At 32.0% G+C, this 23,364-nt stretch carries 25 protein-coding genes; 8 read left to right on the top strand and 17 right to left on the bottom strand.

Going from position 1 to position 23,364, the window contains the following annotated elements; genetic code table 11:
• Nucleotides 1-91: 91 nt before the first annotated feature.
• A complete protein-coding gene (dnaB, locus tag HQN85_RS03275; protein WP_173268914.1) occupies nucleotides 92-1,657 on the top strand; it encodes a replicative DNA helicase in 1,566 nt (521 codons plus the stop codon).
• Here dnaB and chrA read toward each other — a convergent pair.
• Nucleotides 1,654-2,853 (bottom strand): chromate efflux transporter, encoded by a 1,200-nt coding sequence (gene chrA / locus HQN85_RS03270; protein WP_216847213.1) that lies wholly within the window; start codon nucleotides 2,851-2,853, stop codon nucleotides 1,654-1,656. The two genes, dnaB and chrA, sit on opposite strands and share 4 nt — an antisense overlap.
• A 12-nt stretch (nucleotides 2,854-2,865) precedes the next feature.
• The gene (locus tag HQN85_RS03265; RefSeq protein ID WP_173268913.1) at nucleotides 2,866-3,201 is read right to left on the bottom strand and encodes a tetratricopeptide repeat protein; all 336 of its coding nucleotides are present in this window, start codon (nucleotides 3,199-3,201) and stop codon (nucleotides 2,866-2,868) included.
• A 119-nt stretch (nucleotides 3,202-3,320) separates the two neighbouring features.
• Between HQN85_RS03265 and HQN85_RS03260 the strand changes: the two genes are divergently transcribed.
• The 5 genes from HQN85_RS03260 (at nucleotide 3,321) to HQN85_RS03240 (ending at nucleotide 8,357) form a co-directional block, all read left to right on the top strand.
• Entirely contained in the window at nucleotides 3,321-4,058 is a 738-nt protein-coding gene (locus HQN85_RS03260) for an electron transfer flavoprotein subunit beta/FixA family protein (protein ID WP_173268912.1), read from the top strand.
• Between the two features lie 68 nt (nucleotides 4,059-4,126).
• On the top strand, nucleotides 4,127-5,095 hold the full coding sequence (locus HQN85_RS03255; protein ID WP_173268911.1) for an electron transfer flavoprotein subunit alpha/FixB family protein: 969 nt from the start codon (nucleotides 4,127-4,129) through the stop codon (nucleotides 5,093-5,095).
• Nucleotides 5,096-5,149: 54 nt separating this feature from the next.
• Nucleotides 5,150-5,764 carry a bifunctional nuclease family protein gene (locus HQN85_RS03250; protein ID WP_173268910.1) on the top strand — a complete coding sequence of 205 codons (615 nt, stop codon included), beginning with the start codon at nucleotides 5,150-5,152 and terminating at the stop codon, nucleotides 5,762-5,764.
• A gap of 149 nt (nucleotides 5,765-5,913) precedes the next feature.
• Complete coding sequence (locus HQN85_RS03245) at nucleotides 5,914-7,245, top strand: nucleoside permease (RefSeq protein WP_173268909.1); 1,332 nt, start codon at nucleotides 5,914-5,916, stop codon at nucleotides 7,243-7,245.
• 17 nt (nucleotides 7,246-7,262) lie between these two features.
• Nucleotides 7,263-8,357, top strand: coding sequence for a DUF3667 domain-containing protein (locus HQN85_RS03240; RefSeq protein ID WP_173268908.1), 1,095 nt, complete (start codon nucleotides 7,263-7,265; stop codon nucleotides 8,355-8,357).
• A gap of 67 nt (nucleotides 8,358-8,424) precedes the next feature.
• On the opposite strand, the gene HQN85_RS03235 is transcribed toward HQN85_RS03240, so the two are convergent.
• The 10 genes from HQN85_RS03235 to HQN85_RS03190 form a co-directional block, all read right to left on the bottom strand.
• Nucleotides 8,425-9,711, bottom strand: a complete 1,287-nt coding sequence (locus HQN85_RS03235; protein ID WP_173268907.1) for a citrate synthase — start codon at nucleotides 9,709-9,711, stop codon at nucleotides 8,425-8,427.
• A 128-nt stretch (nucleotides 9,712-9,839) separates the two neighbouring features.
• Entirely contained in the window at nucleotides 9,840-10,376 is a 537-nt protein-coding gene (locus HQN85_RS03230) for a DUF3347 domain-containing protein (RefSeq protein ID WP_246249598.1), read from the bottom strand.
• 155 nt (nucleotides 10,377-10,531) lie between these two features.
• On the bottom strand, nucleotides 10,532-11,068 hold the full coding sequence (locus tag HQN85_RS03225) for an outer membrane beta-barrel protein (RefSeq protein ID WP_173268906.1): 537 nt from the start codon (nucleotides 11,066-11,068) through the stop codon (nucleotides 10,532-10,534).
• A 157-nt stretch (nucleotides 11,069-11,225) separates the two neighbouring features.
• The gene (locus tag HQN85_RS03220) at nucleotides 11,226-11,732 is read right to left on the bottom strand and encodes an outer membrane beta-barrel protein (protein ID WP_173268905.1); all 507 of its coding nucleotides are present in this window, start codon (nucleotides 11,730-11,732) and stop codon (nucleotides 11,226-11,228) included.
• Between the two features lie 366 nt (nucleotides 11,733-12,098).
• Entirely contained in the window at nucleotides 12,099-13,226 is a 1,128-nt protein-coding gene (locus tag HQN85_RS03215) for a DNA adenine methylase (protein WP_173268904.1), read from the bottom strand.
• 65 nt (nucleotides 13,227-13,291) lie between these two features.
• Nucleotides 13,292-14,224, bottom strand: coding sequence for a tRNA (adenosine(37)-N6)-dimethylallyltransferase MiaA (gene miaA / locus HQN85_RS03210; protein WP_173268903.1), 933 nt, complete (start codon nucleotides 14,222-14,224; stop codon nucleotides 13,292-13,294).
• Nucleotides 14,225-14,226: 2 nt separating this feature from the next.
• Nucleotides 14,227-15,069 carry a hypothetical protein gene (locus HQN85_RS03205; protein ID WP_173268902.1) on the bottom strand — a complete coding sequence of 281 codons (843 nt, stop codon included), beginning with the start codon at nucleotides 15,067-15,069 and terminating at the stop codon, nucleotides 14,227-14,229.
• Nucleotides 15,060-15,437, bottom strand: a complete 378-nt coding sequence (locus HQN85_RS03200) for a DUF1801 domain-containing protein (RefSeq protein ID WP_173268901.1) — start codon at nucleotides 15,435-15,437, stop codon at nucleotides 15,060-15,062. Before HQN85_RS03200 ends, HQN85_RS03205 begins: the two co-directional genes overlap by 10 nt.
• A 61-nt stretch (nucleotides 15,438-15,498) precedes the next feature.
• Complete coding sequence (locus tag HQN85_RS03195; protein WP_173268900.1) at nucleotides 15,499-16,584, bottom strand: MBL fold metallo-hydrolase; 1,086 nt, start codon at nucleotides 16,582-16,584, stop codon at nucleotides 15,499-15,501.
• 378 nt (nucleotides 16,585-16,962) lie between these two features.
• Nucleotides 16,963-17,430, bottom strand: a complete 468-nt coding sequence (locus HQN85_RS03190; RefSeq protein WP_173268899.1) for a YMGG-like glycine zipper-containing protein — start codon at nucleotides 17,428-17,430, stop codon at nucleotides 16,963-16,965.
• 355 nt (nucleotides 17,431-17,785) lie between these two features.
• Here HQN85_RS03190 and HQN85_RS03185 point away from each other — a divergent pair, with 355 nt between their 5' ends.
• A complete protein-coding gene (locus HQN85_RS03185) occupies nucleotides 17,786-17,971 on the top strand; it encodes a hypothetical protein (protein WP_173268898.1) in 186 nt (61 codons plus the stop codon).
• 116 nt (nucleotides 17,972-18,087) lie between these two features.
• Entirely contained in the window at nucleotides 18,088-19,473 is a 1,386-nt protein-coding gene (locus tag HQN85_RS03180) for an MBL fold metallo-hydrolase RNA specificity domain-containing protein (RefSeq protein WP_173268897.1), read from the top strand.
• A gap of 1 nt (nucleotide 19,474) precedes the next feature.
• On the opposite strand, the gene HQN85_RS03175 is transcribed toward HQN85_RS03180, so the two are convergent.
• The 5 genes from HQN85_RS03175 to HQN85_RS03155 form a co-directional block, all read right to left on the bottom strand.
• Nucleotides 19,475-19,813: a hypothetical protein gene (locus HQN85_RS03175; RefSeq protein ID WP_173268896.1), complete on the bottom strand. Its 339-nt coding sequence runs from the start codon at nucleotides 19,811-19,813 to the stop codon at nucleotides 19,475-19,477.
• 71 nt (nucleotides 19,814-19,884) lie between these two features.
• Complete coding sequence (locus HQN85_RS03170; protein ID WP_173268895.1) at nucleotides 19,885-20,268, bottom strand: DUF3037 domain-containing protein; 384 nt, start codon at nucleotides 20,266-20,268, stop codon at nucleotides 19,885-19,887.
• On the bottom strand, nucleotides 20,246-21,049 hold the full coding sequence (locus tag HQN85_RS03165; RefSeq protein WP_173268894.1) for a HipA family kinase: 804 nt from the start codon (nucleotides 21,047-21,049) through the stop codon (nucleotides 20,246-20,248). The genes HQN85_RS03170 and HQN85_RS03165 overlap by 23 nt, the downstream gene beginning before the upstream one ends.
• 99 nt (nucleotides 21,050-21,148) lie before the next feature.
• A complete protein-coding gene (locus HQN85_RS03160) occupies nucleotides 21,149-21,832 on the bottom strand; it encodes a DUF4397 domain-containing protein (RefSeq protein WP_173268893.1) in 684 nt (227 codons plus the stop codon).
• Between the two features lie 77 nt (nucleotides 21,833-21,909).
• Nucleotides 21,910-23,076 carry an aldose epimerase family protein gene (locus HQN85_RS03155; protein ID WP_173268892.1) on the bottom strand — a complete coding sequence of 389 codons (1,167 nt, stop codon included), beginning with the start codon at nucleotides 23,074-23,076 and terminating at the stop codon, nucleotides 21,910-21,912.
• Between the last annotated feature and the right edge of the window lie 288 nt (nucleotides 23,077-23,364).

The following is a 23,364-nucleotide window of genomic DNA, read 5'->3' as shown; positions in this document are numbered from 1 at the left end:
GTTAAAACAATTAAAAAATGCAACAACTTAATTCACAGCGTGTTTAAAAAGATTTAGAAATTCAATCTTTCTTTTGTATATTTTTGTTGATATGATTACCGATAACGAACCACAAGGGCAAGGAAAATTTTCAACTTCAGCAAGAAAAAGTAGATTAGCTACTTCTATGAATACAATGGGCAAAATACCGCCTCAAGCAATAGATTTAGAAGAAGCTGTTTTAGGTGCTTTGATGTTAGAAAAGGATGCTTTATCTACCGTTATCGATATTTTAAAACCTGAAGTTTTTTATCAAGAGGCACACAAAAAAATATTTGAGGCAATTCAACAACTGTTTCAAAAATCTAAGCCTGTAGATATTTTAACAGTTACTTCAGAAATGCGCCAGCAAGGTACATTAGAAATAGTTGGCGGTGCATATTACATCACTAATTTAACTAATCGTGTAGCTTCTGCAGCAAATATTGAGTACCATGCTCGTATTATTTCTCAGAAATATATTCAACGTGAGCTGATTAGAATTTCTACCGAGATTATTACTAATGCTTACGAAGATACTACTGATATTTTCGATCTGTTAGATCACGCTGAAAAGAATTTATTTGATATCGCCCAAAATAATTTGCGTAGAGATACACAAAAAATGGACGAGATCATTAAGCAATCTTTAGCTACGCTTGAAGAATTACGTACTAAAACAGACGGCTTAACTGGTGTTCCATCAGGTTTTACAGATTTAGATAGAATTACAGGTGGTTGGCAAAAATCTGATTTGGTAATTATTGCAGCAAGACCAGCAATGGGTAAAACTGCTTTTGTACTTAGTTGTGCTCGTAATGCAGCAGTAGATTTTAAAAAACCAGTGGTGGTTTTCTCCTTAGAGATGTCATCGGTTCAGCTAGTTAATCGTCTGATATCTGGCGAAACAGAAATTGAGCAGGAGAAAATTAGAAAAGGAAATTTAGCAGAATGGGAATGGCAACAATTACACAGTAAAATTGGAACATTAACCGAAGCACCTCTTCTTATTGATGATACTCCAGCTTTAAATATATTTGAATTCAGAGCTAAATGTCGTCGTTTAAAATCGCAATACGATATACAAATGGTTATTGTCGATTACTTGCAGTTAATGCATGGTAAAGGCGAAGGTCAAGGAGGCGGTGGTAACCGTGAGCAAGAAATTGGTAGTATTTCAAGAGCGTTAAAATCTGTTGCAAAAGAATTAGAAGTACCAGTTTTAGCCCTATCTCAATTAAGTAGGGCTGTAGAAAACAGACCAGGTCAAAATGGTAAGCGGCCTTTGCTATCAGATTTACGTGAATCTGGTTCAATTGAGCAAGATGCCGATATGGTGTTGTTCTTATATCGTCCTGAATATTATGGGATAACAGAAGATGAAAATGGTCGCTCTCAAGCTGGTATTGGTGAAGTAATTATTGCAAAACACCGTAATGGGGAAACTGGAATTGTTCCGCTTCGCTTTATTGGAAAATACGTGAAATTTGCTGACTTGGAAGAAAGCTTTATGCCACAAAATAGCTTCTCTTCTGAAAGTCAAATCATGCCGTCTCAAAATTTCGAAAAATCTTCTGGAAATGTAATTATCAGACCATCTAAAATGGATGATTTCTCTGATGAAGATGCACCTTTTTAAATCAAAAAGCCTAAAAGTATTCCTACCAAAATAATAAACGGCGGACTAATTTTTGTGAAATTCAAGATTAAAAAGGTTGATATTAAGATAGATATAGGCAATAAATCAAATCCTATTGGTTTTATAAGTAATAAAAAAGCTGCAATAATAAAACCTACACTTACTGCATTTATTCCTGCTAAAGAATATTTAATTCGCGTAATTTTTTTCAAATCATCCCAAAAAGGAACAATAAATAATACTAAAATTAATCCTGGTAAATTAATCCCTAAAACAGCTAAAGCACTGCCCAAAATTTGTCCTGAGATGCCATATCCACCTTGTTTCATACTTAACGCACCAAGGTAACTTGTAAAAGAAAATGTTGGCCCTGGCAAGACTTGTTGCACTGCAAAACCTGAAATAAAATCGGATTGCAACAAATAATGCTTCATTTCTACAAACTCTGTAAACATTAATGGCACTAAAACTTGTCCTCCTCCGAATACAAAAATGCCGTTGCGATAAAAATTTTCGAATAATCTAATGGGTAAACTGAAAGGAGATGTCCTATTAATAATTGCGCCTAACATTGCCATAAAAAGCAGTACACCAATAAAATAAGATAATTTTCTAGGATTGATGTTTGCAAATAATCTCACTCTTATTTGAGCTTCATCTGTTGGTGTTCCAATTGCTGATGAAACCATCCCTCCTATTAAAATTGCAAGCGGGAATACATACGCATTTCTTAAAACTAACGTAGCTATCACAGCTCCAAAAGCTAAAAATATAGCTACCTCATTTACTAAGACTTTTCTACCCAAATTATACGCTCCATAAGCAACTATACCTAATGCGATTGGATGTATAAATTTCAAAATCTCAACAAACTGTTGTTTTTGATCTAGCATAGCATAGCTGATAGCTGCTAATGTCATGATCGCTGCTGATGGTATAATCCAAATTAAGAAGGTAAAAATTGCCAGTTTTAACCCACCAACTTTATAGCCAATGCCAACTAATGTTTGTGTTGAAGCTGGTCCAGGTAATACCTGTGCTAAAGCATTTAATTCCAATAATTCTTCTTCGGAAATGAAGTGAGTATTTTTAACGAAATACCTTAGCAAAAGAGAAATATGTGCTTGTGCACCTCCAAAAGCGGTAAATGTAAAAAAGATTACATTTCTAATAAATAAGAGCTGTCTTTTTGCCAAGGGATTTTTTAATTAGTCATCTTCATAATCTAAACCTGCTGCAGAATTGTAAGCACCTTGTAATTCCGAAAGCGCATGCATATCTCGCTTTGTTCTAGCAGCTGCAATTCCTTTTTGATAAATATCAATTGCTTTATCTTTTTGATTATGTTTTTCGTACAATTTACCTAAATGATAATAAGTTCCTATATAAGTCGGATGTTGATCAACAAGTTTTAAATAATACGCAAATGCATTTTCTGTGTCATTTAATGAGTTGTATTCTGTAGCTAAAGCATATAAAATAAAGGGATCATTAGGTTCGTTCTCCAAAAATTCTAATAACTTGCTTAATCGTGTGTTTTGCATTTTAAATCCCTGCTTTTTTAATTAGATTTGCACAAAGACAATTTAAAGAAACTATGGTTAGTTAATAACTTAAATATTAGCAATTATAGGTTCATTACCTTTAAAAACAAATGTAACGTATGAAAATATTAGTTTGTATCAGTAATGTGCCCGACACAACTACAAAAATAACTTTTACTAACGATAATACACAATTCAATACTGCAGGTGTGCAATTTATTGTAAACCCATATGATGAGATCGCTTTATCTAGGGCTATAGAGTTATGTGAAGGAGGAAAAGGAACTGTTACGGTTATTAATGTAGGCGAAAGCGCTACTGAACCAACCATTAGAAAAGCATTGGCTATTGGCGCTGATGATGCAGTTAGAGTAAATGCCGCACCAAGAGATGCTTATTTTACAGCTTTTCAGATTGCAGAATATGCAAAAGCAAACGATTTTAATATGATTTTATGTGGAAGAGAATCAATTGATTACAATGGTTCTCAGGTTGCTGCAATGATTGGTGAGTTTTTAGATATTCCATCTATTTCTATTATTAAAAAATTAGATTTTGATGGTACAACAGCAACTGTTGAAAGAGAAATTGAAGGTGGTAAAGAAGTTGTTTCTGTAACTGGTAAATTTGTAGCTAGTTGCGCAGAAGGTACAGCAGAAGCAAAAATTCCTAACATGAGAGGCATTATGTCTGCTAGAACAAAACCTTTAACAGTAGTAGAAGCTGTGGCTATTGAAGAATTAGGTAAGGTAACAAAATTTGAAACTCCTGCTCCACGTGGCGCTGTTAAATTAGTACCAGCAGAAAATGCAGAAGAATTAATCACTTTATTACATACCGAAGCAAAAGTTATCTAGTCTTCAGATAAAAGTTTATCAAATAATTAAAATTGAAATCTTCCCATAAGGGATTAGAAATAAAATATATGTCAGTATTAGTATATGTAGAACAAGCCGATGGAAAATTTAAGAAATCTGTTTTTGAAGCAGTTTCTTATGCAAAAGCCATCGCCGATAATCAAAATACAAACCTAACCGCGATTTCTATCGGTAATGTTTCCGAAACTGAATTGAAAGAATTAGGTAAATATGGCGCATCTAAAGTATTAAATGTTGCAGCTGATCAATTAAAAAACTTTGTAAATCAAGCTTATGCTTCTGTAATTGCTGAGGCAGCAAAAAAAGAAGATGCAAACTTAGTTGTATTATCAAACTCTTTCTCTGGAAAAGGATTAGCACCACGTATTGCAGTAAAACTTAAAGCGGGTTTAGTAGATGGAGCTGTAGAATTACCAAATTTTGATGGTGGATTTGCTGTTAAAAAAACTGCTTTCTCTGGTAAAGCTTTTGCTATTACTACTTTAACCTCTGATAACAAAGTAATCGCTTTAAACCCGAATGCTTTTGGCGTAAAAGAAAACTCTGCTGAAGCAACAATTGAGAATTTTACTCCAGAAATTAAATCAACAGATTTAACCGCAATTGTTAAGGAAATTGTAAGAGCAACAAATAAAATCTCTTTACCAGATGCCGAATTAGTAGTTTCTGCCGGTAGAGGTTTAAAAGGACCAGAAAACTGGGGAATGATTGAAGAATTAGCTGATCTTTTAGGTGCAGCTACTGCATGTTCAAAACCAGTTTCTGATGCAGATTGGAGACCACATTCAGAACACGTTGGTCAAACAGGAATTGCAATTAGCCCTAACTTATATATAGCTATTGGTATTTCTGGTGCCATTCAGCATTTGGCTGGCGTAAGTTCTTCAAAAGTAATCGTAGTTATAAATAAAGATCCTGAGGCTCCTTTCTTTAAAGTTGCAGATTATGGTATTGTTGGCGATGCCTTTGAAATTGTTCCAAAAATTATTGCCGCTTTAAAAGCACATAAAGGATAGTTTTACAAAACACTATTATGCCTATAAGGTTTAACCTTATAGGCTTATCAAACTATGAAAAAAGTAAAACTTGATATAGTAGGTTTATCTTATAGCCAAACTCAATCTGGAGCTTATGCGCTTGTTTTAGGCGAAGTAAATGGCCGCAGACGCTTACCAATTATTATTGGAGCATTTGAAGCTCAAGCTATTGCGATAGAAATTGAAAAGATGACCCCTACTCGTCCTTTAACGCATGACCTTTTTAAAACATTTGCGCAAACCTACAATATTGAAATTATAGAAATCATTATTTACAACTTAGTTGATGGCGTCTTCTTTGCCAAACTAATTTGTACCGATGGTAAAACTACACAAGAAATTGATGCTCGCACTTCTGATGCCATTGCTTTAGCTGTTAGATTTAATGCAACAATTTATACCTACGAATTTATTTTATCTTCTGCCGGAATTGTAATTGAAGGAAATGATTTCCTATTCTTAGAAAACATTGATTCCATTGCAAAAGAACATAGTTCTGAAGATATGCAAACCTCCATCCCAGTTTCTGGGTATCAATCTTTATCTGATGAAGAGTTACAGCAAAAGTTAGAAGAAGCATTGGCTGAAGAAGCATATGAAAAAGCAGCTCGTATTAGAGATGAACTCAATAAAAGAAATTCTACCTAAACAATTTTAAAATTTTTTAATACACAGACTTTTATATTGTAAATCAATTATTAACAATGTATTTGTCCACAATTTTATTATCCATATCGATATTGTTTTAAAATAATTATAACTTACAACTACTTTTAAACTAAACAAATAAACATTTTATGAATATTAAGTTACGCTTAACTATAGTTAGTTTTATGCAGTTTTTTGTGTGGGGCGCTTGGTTAACTACTTTAGGAAGTTATGGTTTTGGAATAAAACATTGGTCTGGAGCAGAATTCGGAGCTGTTTTTACCACTTTAGGAATTGCTTCTATTTTTATGCCAGCCCTTATGGGTGTAATAGCTGATAAATGGATTAGTTTGCAGAAATTATATGGGATGCTACATATATCTTACGGTGTAGTTTTATTTTTTCTAGCAAAAACAAATGATCCAACAAGTTTTTTCTGGGTTTTGTTGGTAGGAATGTGCTTTTACATGCCCACTTTATCTCTTTCTAATTCATTGTCATATACTATTTTAAAAAATAACAAATATGATGTAATTAAGGTTTTCCCACCAATTCGTGTATGGGGAACTGTAGGTTTTATTGTAGCGATGTGGTTTACCAATCTCTTTAGCGATGAATTATCCCCTTGGGCATTTGGAAAGCATTTGGGAGAAACTATTGCAGGTTTTACAGGAAATATTTTGAATGCAAATCAGTTTTATTTTGCTTCAATTGGAGCAATTTGTTTAGGAATATATTCTTTTTTCTTACCAGATTGCCCTCCACAGAAAACAGTTGAAGCCGGTTCTTCTCTTGGTAAACGTTTAGGATTAGATGCATTTAAACTGTTTGCTAATAGAAATATTGCATTGTTTTTTATCTTTTCAATGATGCTTGGTGCAGCATTACAGCTTACTAATATGTATGGTGATACATTTTTGAAAGATTTTCAGAATGTTGCGGGTCAAGCTGATTCAATAGTGGTTAAATATTCAACAATTATAATTTCAATTTCTCAAATCTCTGAAACCTTATTTATTTTAGCAATACCTTTCTTTTTGAAAAGATTTGGTATTAAGAACGTAATGCTGATTAGCATGTTTGCTTGGGTTTTAAGATTTGGTCTATTCTCTATCGGTGCACCTGCAGGAATTGGCTTAGCAAGCATTGTATTATCTAATATCATTTACGGAATGGCCTTCGACTTTTTTAACATATCGGGATCTTTATATATTGAAACCTCTACCGATTCTAAAATCAGGTCTTCAGCGCAAGGTTTATTCATGATGATGACCAATGGTTTTGGTGCAATGTTAGGCAGCTCTTTAAGCGGATACTTAATAGGTAAATATTTTACTTTTTCTAATGGATTTAAGAACTGGGGAGATATTTGGTTAACGTTCTCTATCTATGCGTTAATTATAGCAGTTCTTTTTATGTTATTCTTTAAACATAAACATACAAAAGCAGAAGAAAAAGCAATCGAAGCAATTAGTCACTAACTTCCTTTTTAGGCAAAATGTCATCAGTCAAACATAGAAAAGAAAAAGATTGCCTTAATTGTGGGCGAATAGTAGAAGAAAATTTTTGTACCCATTGTGGACAAGAAAATATAGTTACCAAAGAAGATGCCTTTCATATGGTAACTCATGCGGTTGCTGATTATTTTCATTTTGAGCACAAATTTTTTGGCACAATTGGCCCGTTATTATTAAAACCAGGTAAACTAACTAAAGAGTATGTTGCAGGTAAAAGAATGTCTTCAATTCATCCTATCCGCTTATACATTTTTATAAGTATTGTTTTTTTCTTGGTTATTCTTAGTGGTAATAAAGCTGAAAAAGAGGTAGAAAAAGAACACAAAACAAGTAAAGTTCTTTCTCAAAAACAACAAGATAGCTTGCAAGCCGAGAAAATTAAAGGTATAGAAGAAGCAATGAAGTATGTACCATTGAAAAGTACAGTAAGAGATAGCATTATAAAAGCAGCAAAAGAAGACATTAAAAAAGATAGTAGTAATACTGATACAGATATTAATTTATTTAGTGGAAAGAAAAAGAAGAAGAATTGGGGAGGAAATTGGAAAATAAAAGATACTACCGTTGCCGATTACGAAAAACATCAATCAGCTTTACCAAAAGAGAAAAGAGATGGCTTTATTAAGCATTACATTAGCAAAAGAAGTATTGAGCTCAATAAATACCCGAATCCAGGCGAAAAATTTAAAGAAGATTTACTGCATAACATCCCAAAAATGATGTTCTTGTTGTTACCCTTGTTTGCACTTATTCTCAAATTGGTTTATATCAATAAGAACAAGTATTATTACGAACATCTCATATATTCATTCCATTTGCATTCAGCCATATTTTTAAGTGTACTAGTATCCCTACTTTTAAAATGGTTATTTGGTTTTGTTTATGATATTAGTGGATGGCTGGGTTCTTTCTGTACGATTTACATTATATGGTATATCTATCGCTCACTTAGAACATTTTATGGCAGTACAAGATGGATTACAGTACTTAAAATGTTTTTCTTAAGTTTTGCCTATACTTTTGTATTTACAATTTGTTTCTTAATCATTATTGCATTTAGCTTTGTAATGATTTAAAAGTTTGAGCAATAAAAAAAGCCGATACTAAAATAGCATCGGCTTTTTTTATTGAAATATATTTTTTTTATCTTTTATCAATTTCTACAAAGTCCATGTTTACATCTCCTACATATACTTGACGAGGACGACCTATTGGTTCATTGTTCTCATGCATTTCTTTCCATTGTGCAATCCATCCTGGTAGGCGACCCAATGCAAATAAAACGGTAAACATATCGGTCGGAAAACCTAACGCTCTATAGATAATACCTGAATAGAAATCTACATTTGGATATAATTTACGATCGATAAAGTAAGGATCGCTTAGCGCTGCTTCTTCTAGTTTTTTAGCAATTTCTAATACTGGATCATTAATACCTAATTTTTCTAAAATATCATCGCAAGCCTTTTTAATAATTTTAGCTCTTGGGTCAAAGTTTTTATACACACGGTGACCAAATCCCATCATACGGAATGGGTCGTTTTTATCTTTTGCTTTGTTAATCCATTTTTCAGTATCGCCACCATCTTCTTTAATTAGCTCTAACATTTCAATTACAGCTTGGTTGGCACCACCATGAAGTGGTCCCCACAGTGCAGAAATACCAGCAGAAACTGAAGCATATAAATTACAATCTGATGAACCAACCATTCTTACGGTAGATGCTGAACAGTTTTGTTCATGATCTGCATGTAGAATTAACAAAGTATTCATTGCACTTACTACAACTGGGTCTATTTCTATCTCTTCCGTACGTTGCCCAAAAATCATATTCATGAAATTGGTCACATAATCATATTTGTTTTTTGGATAGATAAGTGGATGTCCTAGAGACTTTTTATAAATGAATGATACAATTGTTGGAAATTTAGCTAACAATTTGATCATTGTTAAATTCATTTCTTCTTTTGAAGAATTTGCATTTAATGATTCTGGGTAAAAAGTAGACAATGAACAAACCAATGAAGCTAATTGTGCCATTGGATGAGATTTAGAAGGATACCCATCTAAAAATTTCTTCATATCCTCATGAATTAGCGTATGTCTACTAATTTCATTTTGGAATTTCGCTAACTCCTCTTCTTTTGGCAATACACCATATATTAATAAATAAGCAACTTCTAAAAAAGTTGATTTTTCTGCCAATTGTTCAATTGGATAGCCGCGATACTTTAAAATACCTAGTTCTCCATCTAAAAAAGTTATAGCACTTTTTGTAGATCCTGTGTTTTTATAACCTAAATCTAGTGTAATATGACCTGTAAGATCTCTTAATTTTGAAATATCGATGGCTTTCTCACCTTCTGTTCCTGTAATAACTGGAAACTCATACGTTTTACCGCCTATCTTAATTTCTGCAATATCTGACATATATTTTATAGTTTATATAATAACAAAAATAGTTAATCTGTTTTTAAAATCTGACTTTTTAACCTAACAATGCTGTTAAATTGATGTTAATTTTTGGCAAAAAACACATCAATCTTTATAGAAAAAAATTATTTCGCTTTAATTTCCTCAATAACAGCTCCACATTCCATCATCTCACTTCCATAATATGGATTTTGAATTTTTTTCTCTGAAGCTAACCAATCACCACCATCTCCTTTATTAGCCATTGGACAATGTTGAATAAATATAGTCCCTGAATTTAGTTCTGCATGTTTAAATAATGCAATTACATCAGAACTTAATGCTGTAAATTCTTTACGTTGTGTTACAATATCTTTAGCAGCTTCAATTTTATGTGCTGTAACTGCTGTGTTTTCGCAACCACTATAGGTAACAAGTTCTGCTGCTAACGCTTTTGAAGCATTTTGTGCATCTGTAGTTTTAGAAGCAACTAATGCATTTTTTAATAAAATATAACTACTGTAAATGCTTTGTAGTTTTGCATCTTTAAAGCTAATCGTTGTTGTTGCAGCCACTTCAGTTTTATGTTCAGTACTATCTTTAGTTTCTTTAGATTTATTCGCAGTATTACAGGCCATTACAATCGATAATGCTATAACTCCAAAATATTGTTTTGTTTTCATTTGTGCTTAGTTCTTTTATCTGCTAATTTTTAATAATTAACCAGATAATTTGATAGATTTTGTTTTTTGCTCAAAATAGCATTTATAATTTTAAAATAACAAAAAAAGCCCTCGAAAATTCGAAGGCTTTTAATAAAATTAGATTTTAATTATAATTAAAAATTATATCCTAAACGTAGAGCAAATTGGCCATTTACAGGTTGGTAAGTTGTAGAAGTTCCATCTTGTTGGTAACCTTGATATTTTACACCCAAATCGAAACCGCTGTTCCATTCATAACCAAGACCTCCACCAAAAATAAATGAAGTTTTAGAACCATCTTGTATACCAAAACCTGCTCCAACCTCAGCCATTAAGTACATTCTTTCAATTGGAAATACTTTAACACCGCCTATAGCGGGAATGAAATCATAATCAGCAAGTGCAGGAATATTATCTTTTGCAAATAACCTAGTATAACCACCAGAAGCTGTTAGCGACACACTTTTTGATAAATCATATTGCAATCTAACATCAGCTCCTAAACCATAACTAAATGGAGAATTCTCTGTTGTAACGCCTCCACTTACACCTACGCCAATTTTAAAAGCCATTCCATTAGACATATTCATTGTTTGCGCTTTGGCATTAACACTTAGTAAAGTTGTACATACGACTGTAGCCATCGTAAAAAGTTTGGTAATTGTTTTCATAGTCTTTGATACTTAAGTTAAGAGTTGATTTTATTTGTAATTATTTACGTATCAAATCTGATCTTGGATTTCAAAAACTTTATTATTTTAGAATCTAACTCATAAAAAAAGCCCTTGATAAATTACCAAGGGCTTTACAAATAAAATTATATTTTAATTATAATTTAAAACCGTAAGCTAAACGTAAGCCAACATAACCAGTATTACCACCGTTTGCTGTAATTCCTTCATATTTAGCTGCTAAGTCTAAACCATTACTCCATGCATAACCAATTGCAGGAGAATATACGAAGTTTGTTCCACTTACATCTCCAACACCGAATGCTGCACCAGCTTCAGCTAAACCATATGCTCCAGCTCCTGTATTGCTAAAAAAGATTTTAAGACCAGCTTTAACTGGGATATAGCTATAGCTAATATCACCATAAGCTTCTTTGTATTGAATGCTAGTATAACCTGCTGTAACTGGTACTGATAACTGTTTATCAATATCAAATTGATAACGCAAATCTCCACCGATGGCTAGGCTTTGACCAGTACTTGTTCCTGCACCAACATTTAATCCAATTCCAAATTTAGGTGCTGATTGTGCATTTGCATTAACTGAGAAAAATAAAGCTACTGCAGCTACTGCAGAAGCTAAGAGTTTTGTAGAGTTTTTCATTTTAAAAATACTTTAGTAAGTTTAATTTGTGATTAGGCTTTATTGCCTAATTACTCTAATTTAAACAAATTGTATGCCATACACCAAAGAAGAAAAACTATTATTTAATAACATATTAACATTTTGATAAAATGATATGCTTAAAAATCATATAGTTAACTAAAAAATACAAAGAGTTTATTTTGCCACATTTTAAGTTTATTTAGGCTAAAATGATAATTAACAACTACCCTTTGTGTTCAGCATACACTACATCGAACTGTTCCACTTTATATATAAAATGTCTATTACTTTTATAACGAGCTTAATATTATTAATTGATGATAAGTGGAATTAGCATCTTTAATAGTAGTTTAAAACTGTCAATTAATAATTGGTAATGATCAAATGTTTTACTTCTCTATTATTTCTACCACGTACGTTGTAGGTATAGCTCTTATCAAAAGTTAGAATTTTAACTTTAGGATGAGTATAAATTCTTCTGATAAATTCTGTTTCCTTAATCACGACCATCCATTTTGCTGGACTTAGAATTAAAAATGTCGCTAAGCGTTGCTGATCATTTTGAGTAAAGGCACTTTGATCATATTCTGAAAATTCACTATCATATGGTGGATCTAAAAAAATAAAATCTGTAGATTTTAATTCTAACTGATTTAAAAATGCTTCGAAATCAAGATTAAATATTGAAGTATTCTTAAATAACGCGGTAACATCTGAATTAAATATATTTTCTGCCTTTTGGCGGAAGTTTTTTCTATTATAAGCAATACCTCCATATGGGATGTTAAATTCGCCTTTAGAATTAAATCTAAACATAGATCCATAACAAAACTCTCTTATAAAATACCAATTGGCTGCTGCTTTTGCAGGTTTAAGTTTTAAAGTTTGATTGTATTGTTTATTTAAAAGCGCTCTAAAAAAAAGATATGCCCCACTCCTAACTCCTGTTTCAAAATGAGATTGAAGCTCTTCGTCATTAAAATTCCGTCCTTCTTTTTCACAAATTCTTTTTATACGTCTTGCTTTATCGGCTATGCTGGCTAATATTGTTTTCTTAAATAAATCACTGTCAACAACAAAATCTTGATTATTAAGCACAAAATCTTTTTTTAATGCATCTGTTAGTCGTTCAGCTAAAAAACCCTCTAATTGAGCAGCTGGTGCAGTACCCTCTATATAAAAAGCAAAAAGCACACAACATCTTTCCCACATTTTATTAGTAAGATCGCCTAGCTCATCCCAAGCCCTTACATAATTAAAAAGCTCTGTTTTAAATTCCTTATGGCCAATTTGTTTATAAAAATTAATCAGGTCAGCACTTTTATCATTTATAAATGATTCTACTTTAGGCTGCAATGCAAAAAAAACACCTCCGCCACCAAAAAAAGGTTCAATATATCTATCAAACTCGGGAATATAATCGGCAAACAAAGCAAATTCAATATACTTTCCACCTGTCCATTTAATAATTGGCCGTAATTTATTGTTCATCCGCGTTAATATCCTTATTGACTTTGAGTTCTTAAAACTCTATTTATTTATGGACGAATATGCAATTATTTTAAATCAATTTTTTGTTCTATATAACCAATTGCGCTTTTTTTTAACTGAACTAAATTTTCATCAGCATTTAACCATTTTATTTTAACACCATCTTTCTCCATTTTTCTAAAAAACGTCATTTGTCGCTTAGCAAATTGGCAAATTGCTATCCCTAATCTTTCTTTAAGTGTAATAAAATCAATTTCATCAGCTAAATAAGATGCAATGAATTTATATTCTAATCCATAAAAAATTAACATTTCTTTACTAATTCCACTTTTCAATAAGGCTTCAACTTCTTCTATTAATCCAAAATTTAATCTTTTATTTAACCGGTCAATAATTCTTTCACGTCTTGTCTCAACCTCACTTTGTAAACCAATAATTACTGGGTTAATTGTGGGTCTAGCAATTTCAACTAATTCATTATGTGTAAGGTAGTCGGCAATTTCAATTGCCCTTATTAAGCGTTTTGCAGACGAATAATCTGCATGTAATCTTAATGTTTCCGAATAAGAATTTAATCTATCTTGTAATTGTTCCTTAGTAAAATCTTGAATTTCATTTCTTAAATTCTGATTTACAGGAATGGTTGTTAATTCGTGGTTTTGTAAAATGCTGTGTATATACATTCCAGTTCCTCCACAAAGAATTGGCAATTTTTTTCTTTGTGATATATCATTAAACGCTGCATAAAAATCTTCTTTAAAAGCATTTACATGATATTTAGTTCCTGCATTTTGTATGTTTATTAAATGATATGGAATATTTTTTCCATTTATTCGATACTCATTCAAATCTTTTCCAGTACCAATATCCATATCTTTGAATACCTGGCGACTATCTGCACTGATGATTTCTCCATTTAATTCATGGGCTAATGTCACAGCTAATTTAGTTTTACCTGATGCCGTTGGGCCTAAAATAATCAGCAAGTCTTCAGACATTTTTAGAGTAGTAAGTGATATTTTAAATTCCCTGTATTAAAAAGTTTAACAAAACCATTTAATGCTAAAAAATCGTCCAAATTTAAATCATTTTGTTCTTTGAAAGCTAATAAAATAGTTTTTGGTAAGCGATGAGGAAAATATCGAATTAAGGTTTCACGGTTTACATATAAAAATGCCGGCCCAGTAATTTCACTTAAAGTAAAACCTAATTTGTTGTAACCCTTGCCTAGTGACCAATCTTTATCAGCGTAGGTCATTAAGTCGTTTAACTCAATTTGTTTTGTGAAATGCTTTATTAGTTTACTCAATCCACCTACAATTGTTAAACCCCCTTTAGATGCAAAACGCACTAATTCAGCAGATTGATAGTTTTCACCTTTACTTTTCATTGGCCTTCCCTCACTAAAACTAGCTAAACCAATTATTTCATTATCAGCTAATAACCCAAAGCTGTATTTAGCTTTTACATAACCTTGTACATGATTTTCAGTTAAAAAATTTAGGGTTTGCTTCTGATTTACTTCTTCAATTTTAGCTTTACGCCCATGAAAACTTTTATTAAAACCTAAAAACGAGTGAATTCGGTTTAATACTTGGGCTCTTTTGGCTATCCAAATATCCTCCCAAAGCTGAATTAATTGTACATTTTCTTTTTGATAATGGTTCTGCAAAGTGATTAGCTCTTCAGGATTAAAACTATTGCCAAGTGGAACTAAGTGAATAAATATATTTTTACTGCACTCAACAATAAAATATGGATCTACCTGAGCAATTTGTGTTTGGTGATTAAAATTTTGTACGGTTAAGAAAAAATCTTCTTGCCAAAAAGAATTTAAACCCACCCTTTTTGCTTATAAATTGTAAATCCTTTAGCCAGCATATCGGTTATTTGTTCTAGCAAAATATCATCCAGCTCTTTGATATGAAAACACGACTTCCCTTCTAATAATTCTAATAAATTTGCATTGGAAATTCCCTTTATCTCTTCCTCAGCATATTCAGACATAAAATAAAAGGCGACATAATCTTCAAGGATTTCGACACCTGCAAAATAAACTTCAGCTCTGTTTTTCCCATCTATCTCTACGTTTTTTTCACTCCAAAGTTCATAAGCCGTATCACTATTTGTATGAGCTGTAAATCCGTTGGCGGCATATGGTTGTAAGGATGCTCTGATGGTCTGAAAAATTTCTACAAAATCGGTTTTCATGGTTTCTGCTTTATCTTTTAAGAACAACACTAATTTAATACCAATTGTTCATTTAAACAATTTATAAATTTATCCACCATTGTGATGTAGTTTGATTTCCCTCCAAGGAAAATGTCTCTCCTATTTTGGGTGTTAAAACTGGAACATGTAGTTCTGCAGCTTTTTTTGTTAATCTCTTTATAGGCTCATCCCAGTCGTGTAAGGCTAATTTAAATTTACCCCAATGCACCGGGAGCAAGTTTTTAGCTTTTAAATCAATACTGGCTTGCGCAACTTCTTCAGGAAACATATGAATTAATGGCCACATTTTATTGTACTGTCCACATTCTAAAATTGCTAAATCAAATGGTCCGTATTTTTCTCCAATACTTTTAAAATGTTCATCGTAACCAGAATCTCCACCTAGATAAATATTATTATTTTTTGTTTTAAGGATGAATGAAGACCAAACAGTTTGATTTCTTTTAAATCTTCTTCCAGAAAAGTGTCTAGCAGGAGCTGCAGTGAAACTGAGATTTGCCAAGGGAGATATTTCCTCTCCCCATGCCAATTCAGTAATTTTTTCTGCAGAAATACCCCAACGTTCTAAATGTGCCCCTACACCTAAAGAAGTCACAAATTGAGTTGTTTTATCGTTCAGTTTTAAAATGGAATTATAATCCAAATGATCGTAATGATCGTGAGTAATGAGAATGATATCTAAAGCCGGTAAATCTTCAAGCTCAAGAAAATCTGTACCTCCAAAATTTTTCGTTCCTATAAATTGAAATGGCGACGTTCTTTTACTAAAAACAGGATCCACCAATATATTTAACCCATCAACTTGAATTAAATAAGAAGAATGCCCAAACCATGTGAGTTTTAGTTTTTCTGAACGATCAAAGTTTGGGATTTCGTACGGTATAGGATGTTTTGGGATGCTGTTTACATTTCCTTTTATCATTTCTCTTATAACCATCAAATAAGATACATTTTCTGGAAGAGCAGGTGTTGGAGATTGATTTTCAATTGCTCCATTTTTGTAATTAGCCAAATTACTAATCTTTTTCAGGCGCTCTCCTTTAGGTAATCGACCAAAAACTGGCAAGTTTAAAATATAAACTGCAAAAAAAACAATAAATAGAAGTGCAATGATAAAAATGTACATTTTATTGATATTATAAATTATACAATGATATGTACAATTTTAATACTGTCCAATTAACTAAGTTAAATCGCAAAACACTATTAATTAATTCTTATCAACTGAATATTACCTTTAATAAAAGCATGATTAATGAAACGATCTTGGTTCGGGGTTTGGTCGGAGTTTCGTCGGGGTTTGGTCGGACTTGTGACAATCGTATCCGAACTAACTGCGACTAATCTCCGAATTATAACTGAGCCAATAGTTAAAATCAGTAATAGATAAATTTATTGCTTGTTCATCTTCTTCTATACAGAATGTCGAGTTAAAAGGCAAAAAAAAGGTCCAAACAGTTATAACTGTTTGGACCTTTTTAAAATAACTCTTTATATTTATATATTAATTTTTAGGTTGTACTCTACCGCTTTTTCTATCTTGAGCCCTACCAATTGCATAACCAGCACCAGCGCCAGCTAAACCACCAATAATCGCACCTCTACCATCTTTTTTATCAATTAAAATACCACCTAATGCACCCACTCCAGCACCAATTGCTGTGCCTTTTGCAGCATCACTCCAGCCTTTTTTCTTTGCTGCTGTAGTTGTACCAGCTGATGTTGTTGTAGATGAACCACTTGATGAATAGGTAGATGAAGAACTACGTCTTGCTGCAGCTAATTCTGCTTGATGTTTCTCTTCTATTAACTGTTGTTGTTTTACAACTTCAGCACGTTTAAAGCTATCTAATTTTAAGCTGTCTCTAACAGCTACCATTGCTTGTTGTTTTGCCAATGCTTCTTCTTTGGCTTTGTTGCTACATGAAGCTAATACTGTAGCTAATGCAACTATTGCGAATATCTTTTTCATGTTCAATTTAATTTAGTGTTAATTATGTTTCTTATAATGTAAAAATGATGCCAAGATTTAATTTCTGAAGAAATAATTTCTAAAAACTCCATTTACATAGTATCATAACAACTTACTCGCGTTTTAGTTTTTCGTTAAAAATGCCTATATTTGCAATAACGGAATATCAATATACTTTTCTCGATACAATACCTACTGAGCCATTAAGGTTCAGCATTCCAATCTTTAGCAGACTAACCGTTGTCATGCAGGATAAAATATACGTAGCGATCTAGTCCATTTTAACAAAACGCGTTAAAAAGATCAATAAAAGGTAAATTCAGAGAATAGTCGGTTTTAAATTAATACAATATATATGGCAAAGTCTCAGGCTACTTTCATGAAAAAACAATTAGAAAAAAATAGACAAAAGAAAAAAGAAGACAAGTTAGAACGCAAGTTAGAACGTCAACAAAACTCAACAGGTGGCGATTTAGATAGTATGATGGCTTATGTAAATGAGTTTGGAGAAATCGTTTCTACTCCTCCTGAAAAGAAATAAACATCGACACAACTCTCGCTAAAACTGCGGGAGTTTCTAAACAATTTCTCCAAAAGATATTATTCTTTGGGTTAAAAAATGATATCTTGCCTTCTAGCTAAAAGAAGTACGATTACATGAAATTAACTATTTGGGGAGCTGCACAACAGGTAACTGGCAGCATGCATTTATTGCAAACAGAAAATTACTCCATACTTATAGATTGTGGCCTAGATTACGAAAAAGGCACTTATCAAGAAGAAAATCAATATTTTCCATTTGATCCAGCAATGATTGATGTGGTAATATTAACTCACGCCCATATTGATCATTCTGGTAATTTACCTACGCTTTTATGTATGGGATTTGAAGGACAAATTCTATGTACATCGCCTACAGCAGATTTAGCCGAATTGCTTTTATTGGATTCGGTAAATATATTTCTTGGGAAACAAAAAAGAAAATTAAGAAGTAAACGTGGATTTTCTGGACCTCAACCATTATACCTGCAAAAGCATGTAATGGAAACTGTAAGCCGCTTTGTTACAATTGGTTTTAATAAACCTTTTAAAATTAATGGTGCTATTGAATTAACTTTCATTCCGGTTGGACATTTATTGGGTGCAGCCGCTATTATTTTAAATATTGTAGAAAATGGAATAACAAAGAAAATAGGCTTTACTGGTGATATAGGCAGGAAAAATTATCCAGTATTAATAGATCCACAGCCTTTACCACAAGTTGATTATTTAGTATGCGAATCTACTTATGGTGGTAGATTGCATACAACGGATAGCACTTTACAAGAAAAATTGATAGAAACCATTAATGAAACCTGTATTAAAAGTCCAGGTAGATTAATTATTCCAGCTTTTAGTATTGGAAGAACACAATCTTTAGTATTTACATTAAATCAAATTTTCAGTAAAGGCTTGCTCCCACCTGTTCAAATATTTGTAGATAGTCCGTTGGCAAATTATGCTACTGAAGTTTATCGAAAACACCATGAATTGGTAAATGAAGAGGCTAAGGACTTTTATAAAACCAAAGGTGATGAATTTGAGTTTGAGAATTTAATCTATGTCCATGATCGTAAAGAAAGCTTATCTGTAAGTAATTATTTAGAACCTTGTATCATTATTTCTTCTGCTGGAATGTTAGAAGGTGGCAGAATACAAGATCATCTTTATTATAATATTCAAAATTATTATTGCACCATTTTATTTATAGGATATTGTGCAAAAGGAACATTAGGAGATAGATTATTGAGAGGTGATCCTATTATTCGTTTACGAAATCGCGACCTGATGGTTTATGCAGCCATCAAAAAAACTGACCTATTAAGTGGACACGGAGACCACAATGATTTAGTTGAAACCGTAAAACAACAAAATCAACATACCTTAAAAAAGGTTTTTTTGGTTCATGGAGAAATTAAAAGCATGTCGGCTTTAGCTAATTCACTAACTGAAGAAGGCTATAGTGTTTCGATACCAGAAAAAGGAGAAGAAATAATTCTTTAAGTTATGTTGCTAAATAAACATAAAATTTACTGTTTCGAATTGGCTGACCTTTAATAGATAAACTTTCTCCTTTATAATCTCGAGTTGGTTTAATAATAAAAGGTTCATCAGATTTAGCAAATTCATCAAAAGCAATTTTTAAGCGATCAATATAAGTGTCAGCATTTACTTTCCATTTTTTATCCATATACCAGAAATAAGCAAAAACATTTCTAGTATTACCTTTTAATTTCCCATCTAACCTGATTTGAGCAATATTTGCTTTTTTTAATGGTTCAACAGCTTTTTTATAAAATGTTTTAAAGTCTTTAAATTCAGGAATAGTTCTAACCTCAGTCATTTTTTTCAATTTTAGCGCAAATTACGTCTTTTAAAACGCAACAAGAAATTAACCATAGTTTGATAATTTAATTAAAGCACTAATTGTTGGTGTAGCCTTTGCAAAGTTTCTTCTGCATTCACGCAAAAACCAGGGTGTACTTTAGATGCTTGTACTACAGTACTTCGTGTAGCTGTAAGCCAGCGAAAACGTGACGCAATATCTAATTGTCCTATTGGACCAGCTTCCGCACCACCTATGCATATTTTTTCAATAGCTGTTAAATTAGAAAGAATAATAGACGTTTCTATTTTACACGCAAAGGCAGATAAACGAGTTTCATCTATCTCAAATATACATTTCAAAAATTTCTGATCAGCACAATATAAGATTACCCCTACGTTGAGGAATTCTTCACGTTCTACCCTTGGCACAACACGAATTACTGCATACTCAAATAAGTGTTTCTCTCGCATGTTGAGCTTCTTTAACAAAAATATCTGAATGAGCAATTCTAGTATTTAAAAATAGAGCATACGCATCTCTTTGAGCTTGACTGCTCTGAAATATATCTTCATTTAACCATTCATCCGGTATTAAATTCAATATATTATTTATAATTTCTGGTGTTAAAATGGAGATAAAGCTTTTGTTAACTTCTTCTAATTGGCTGGCTTGCAATAACAATACATGATCTTTTACCAATACAAAAGATCTTTTTGCTTGCTCCTCCCAATTTTGCCACGAATGATGAAAATACAAGGATGCACCATGGTCAATTAGCCATAATTCTTTATGCCAAACCAACATATTCGTGTTACGAGCAGTACGATCCATATTTGTTAGCAAACAATCTAACCATACGATTTGCGATGCCAATAGAGAATCAATTTTGGCCACTGTTGGATCATAGGTAATAGCACCTGATAAATAATGTAATGCTAAATTTAAACCTACGCTGGCCTTCAATAAATCTTGTATTTCTTCATCAGGTTCTGTTCTGCCAAAAGCTTCATCCAATTTCGCAAATACTAATTCAGGAACTTTTAATCCCAATTTACGAGCAATTTCTCCGCCTATAATTTCAGCTATTAGTGCTTTATAACCTTGTCCGGCACCACGAAATTTTAACACATATAAAAATCCATCATCAGCTTCTGCAATTGCTGGCATAGAACCGCCCTCACGTAAAGGCGTAACATACCTTGTAACATTTACTGTTCTAATATATAAAGATGGATTATCTGTTTTGATCATTAAGTGGGCTTATTTATCAAAAATAGGAAAATTTACTATTGTTAAGGCATAAAAAAAGCATTGCTGTTCACAATGCTTTTTAAAATTTTTATAGCTTTTTTAATTCTGTACAATCACATGATAGCTTGCAGTTGTTGTATTTGTAGCATCAAACCAAATGGTATAAATTTTTCCCGATTGGAAAGTTGTGCCAGGAATAACGGTTGTATTCGCTGAACTTAAAATATTAACATTCAATGCTGTATTAGCATCAATGGTACTGTAAGGTGATGAATAACCAAAGGTTAAGCCTGCAGTTAATGAAGCTCCACCAGCTGCTACAACATTAATAGAATTAGCCAAGGCCGAACCTACATTCACAAATCTAACTTTAGATTTTCCTGAAGCTGGTGCAGTATTATCATCTTCAAATCCATTTAATTGTGCTGTACCACTAGCATTTGTGTAATAAAAAACAGTATAAGATGCGTTTGCTTTAATGCCTACACTAGCACTAACATTTGCAGTAGTTGAGCCTGAATTTCTAAATGAAACTGAACTTGCCCCAGACTGAGCAGTTAAATAACCACTACTTTCTCCATAAGCTACTGCAGATGTTGTTAATTTAGTATCTCTTTGATAAAAATCTTGAGAACTTGAACCTTGTACAGAGTTTACCACTCTTAAATTGGCGGTTCCTTCCACAATTACATCATCATTATTTTTTTTACATGATGACATTAAGGCTATCATACAAATTACAGTTAATATGATTGCAGATGTTTTGTTAAAAATCGTTTTCATTGGGATTAAATTTTAGTTAGTTATAAAATAAAAATATCAAATACCACGCCAATGCACTCAAAAAATAGATATTACTCCTAATTTGAGAATTTATAAATAGAACTAGTCTTGTATATTTCTTCAGGTTTTAGTGTTGTTGTCGGAAAATTTAACTGATTTGGTGAGTCTGGAAAGTGCTGAGTTTCTAAACAAAATGCAGTCCTAAAATCGTCTTTAGCACCATTTTTAAATGTGTTATTACTTTGCATAAAATTACCGCTGTAAAATTGCAAGCCCGGTTCTACTGTATAAATATCCATTACAATTCCAGACTTATCTCCCTTTACAGTTGCTGCGTGAAACATATTTAAAGCTTTTGTTTTATTTAAAATGTAATTATGATCATAACCTTTCCCATAACTTAACTGCTCATTTTTATCATTTATTCTCGCACCAATAGTAGTTGGCTTAGTAAAATCAAATGGTGTACCTATAACTTTTTCTATTTTTCCTGTCGGAATTAAGCCAGAATCAACTGGTAAATAATTTTCTGCATAAATCTGTAAGCTATGATTTAAAATAGTACCGCTTCCCTCACCATTTAAGTTAAAAAAAGCATGGTTTGTTAAATTTACAACTGTTGTTTTATCAGTAGAAGCTTGATAATCCATTTTTAATTCATCATTATCTGTTAAAGTATACGTTACTTTAACTTTCAAATTACCTGGAAAACCTTCTTCCATATCTTTCGATAAATAGGTAAATTCTATAATTTGATTATTGGGTTGTTTTACATCCCAAACCACATATTGAAAACCTTTTTTACCACCATGTAAAGTATTTAGACCATTATTAGCATAAAGCGAATAAGCTTTACCATCTAAATTGAATTTACCTTTAGCAATGCGATTTCCGTATCGACCAATAGTTGCTCCAAAGTAAGGTTCTGTAGATTTTTGATAAGCATTTACACTATTAAAACCCACAACGACATCAATTAATTGACCTTTAGCATTCGGAATAAGTAGACTAATTAATCTTGCACCATAATTGGTAAACTTAGCTTCGGCATTATTTGAGTTTTTCAAAATATATAAAGCAGTCTGTTTACCGTCTATTACATTTTTAAAGGAATCTGCAACGAGCGTTACATTTTTCGAACTATCATTGGCCAAACCGTCATCCGGCGAGTTTTTCTTTTGAGAATTGCAAGCGGTTAATGATGCTATAATTAAAATTAAAGGTAATGTAGATTTAAAATTCATACGAAATATTTAAGTTACGATCTTTTTAATAAATGTAAATAGGAAGTTTATCATTACAAAATGTAAATAATTACTAATTAAAATTAATCGATTTCTTAATGACAAAAAATAGCACAGAACATTTATTAAAATTATTTAAGGTAATCCAAACTAATATTTAAAATTCATTTTATAATTGAAATGAAAAATTTTTAATTTAAAATTTAAATAAAAATCTAATAGAAAAATTTATTGCTTACAAGTAAATTTATTTTCTTAACAAGAAATTAAATATTGAAAAATTAATTA

It is taken from the genome of Pedobacter boryungensis, from assembly GCF_013204825.1.
Classification (GTDB): domain Bacteria; phylum Bacteroidota; class Bacteroidia; order Sphingobacteriales; family Sphingobacteriaceae; genus Pedobacter; species Pedobacter boryungensis.
This window is presented reverse-complemented; position numbering and strand designations above follow the sequence as displayed.

Bases quoted from the DNA above. Each gene is read 5' to 3' on its own strand.
- HQN85_RS03250 (WP_173268910.1), top strand. From the start codon at position 5,150: ATGAAAAAAGTAAAACTTGATATAGTAGGTTTATCTTATAGCCAAACT.
- dnaB (WP_173268914.1), top strand. From the start codon at position 92: ATGATTACCGATAACGAACCACAAGGGCAAGGAAAATTTTCAACTTCA.
- HQN85_RS03160 (WP_173268893.1), bottom strand. From the start codon at position 21,832: ATGAAAACGATTTTTAACAAAACATCTGCAATCATATTAACTGTAATT.
- HQN85_RS03225 (WP_173268906.1), bottom strand. From the start codon at position 11,068: ATGAAAACAATTACCAAACTTTTTACGATGGCTACAGTCGTATGTACA.
- HQN85_RS03230 (WP_246249598.1), bottom strand. From the start codon at position 10,376: ATGAAAACAAAACAATATTTTGGAGTTATAGCATTATCGATTGTAATG.
- HQN85_RS03180 (WP_173268897.1), top strand. From the start codon at position 18,088: ATGAAATTAACTATTTGGGGAGCTGCACAACAGGTAACTGGCAGCATG.
- HQN85_RS03200 (WP_173268901.1), bottom strand. From the start codon at position 15,437: ATGAAAACCGATTTTGTAGAAATTTTTCAGACCATCAGAGCATCCTTA.
- miaA (WP_173268903.1), bottom strand. From the start codon at position 14,224: ATGTCTGAAGACTTGCTGATTATTTTAGGCCCAACGGCATCAGGTAAA.
- HQN85_RS03190 (WP_173268899.1), bottom strand. From the start codon at position 17,430: ATGAAAAAGATATTCGCAATAGTTGCATTAGCTACAGTATTAGCTTCA.
- HQN85_RS03220 (WP_173268905.1), bottom strand. From the start codon at position 11,732: ATGAAAAACTCTACAAAACTCTTAGCTTCTGCAGTAGCTGCAGTAGCT.
- HQN85_RS03245 (WP_173268909.1), top strand. From the start codon at position 5,914: ATGAATATTAAGTTACGCTTAACTATAGTTAGTTTTATGCAGTTTTTT.
- HQN85_RS03215 (WP_173268904.1), bottom strand. From the start codon at position 13,226: ATGAACAATAAATTACGGCCAATTATTAAATGGACAGGTGGAAAGTAT.
- HQN85_RS03260 (WP_173268912.1), top strand. From the start codon at position 3,321: ATGAAAATATTAGTTTGTATCAGTAATGTGCCCGACACAACTACAAAA.
- HQN85_RS03185 (WP_173268898.1), top strand. From the start codon at position 17,786: ATGGCAAAGTCTCAGGCTACTTTCATGAAAAAACAATTAGAAAAAAAT.
- HQN85_RS03255 (WP_173268911.1), top strand. From the start codon at position 4,127: ATGTCAGTATTAGTATATGTAGAACAAGCCGATGGAAAATTTAAGAAA.
- HQN85_RS03235 (WP_173268907.1), bottom strand. From the start codon at position 9,711: ATGTCAGATATTGCAGAAATTAAGATAGGCGGTAAAACGTATGAGTTT.
- HQN85_RS03175 (WP_173268896.1), bottom strand. From the start codon at position 19,813: ATGACTGAGGTTAGAACTATTCCTGAATTTAAAGACTTTAAAACATTT.
- HQN85_RS03265 (WP_173268913.1), bottom strand. From the start codon at position 3,201: ATGCAAAACACACGATTAAGCAAGTTATTAGAATTTTTGGAGAACGAA.
- HQN85_RS03155 (WP_173268892.1), bottom strand. From the start codon at position 23,076: ATGAATTTTAAATCTACATTACCTTTAATTTTAATTATAGCATCATTA.
- HQN85_RS03240 (WP_173268908.1), top strand. From the start codon at position 7,263: ATGTCATCAGTCAAACATAGAAAAGAAAAAGATTGCCTTAATTGTGGG.
- HQN85_RS03165 (WP_173268894.1), bottom strand. From the start codon at position 21,049: ATGATCAAAACAGATAATCCATCTTTATATATTAGAACAGTAAATGTT.
- HQN85_RS03170 (WP_173268895.1), bottom strand. From the start codon at position 20,268: ATGCGAGAGAAACACTTATTTGAGTATGCAGTAATTCGTGTTGTGCCA.
- HQN85_RS03195 (WP_173268900.1), bottom strand. From the start codon at position 16,584: ATGTACATTTTTATCATTGCACTTCTATTTATTGTTTTTTTTGCAGTT.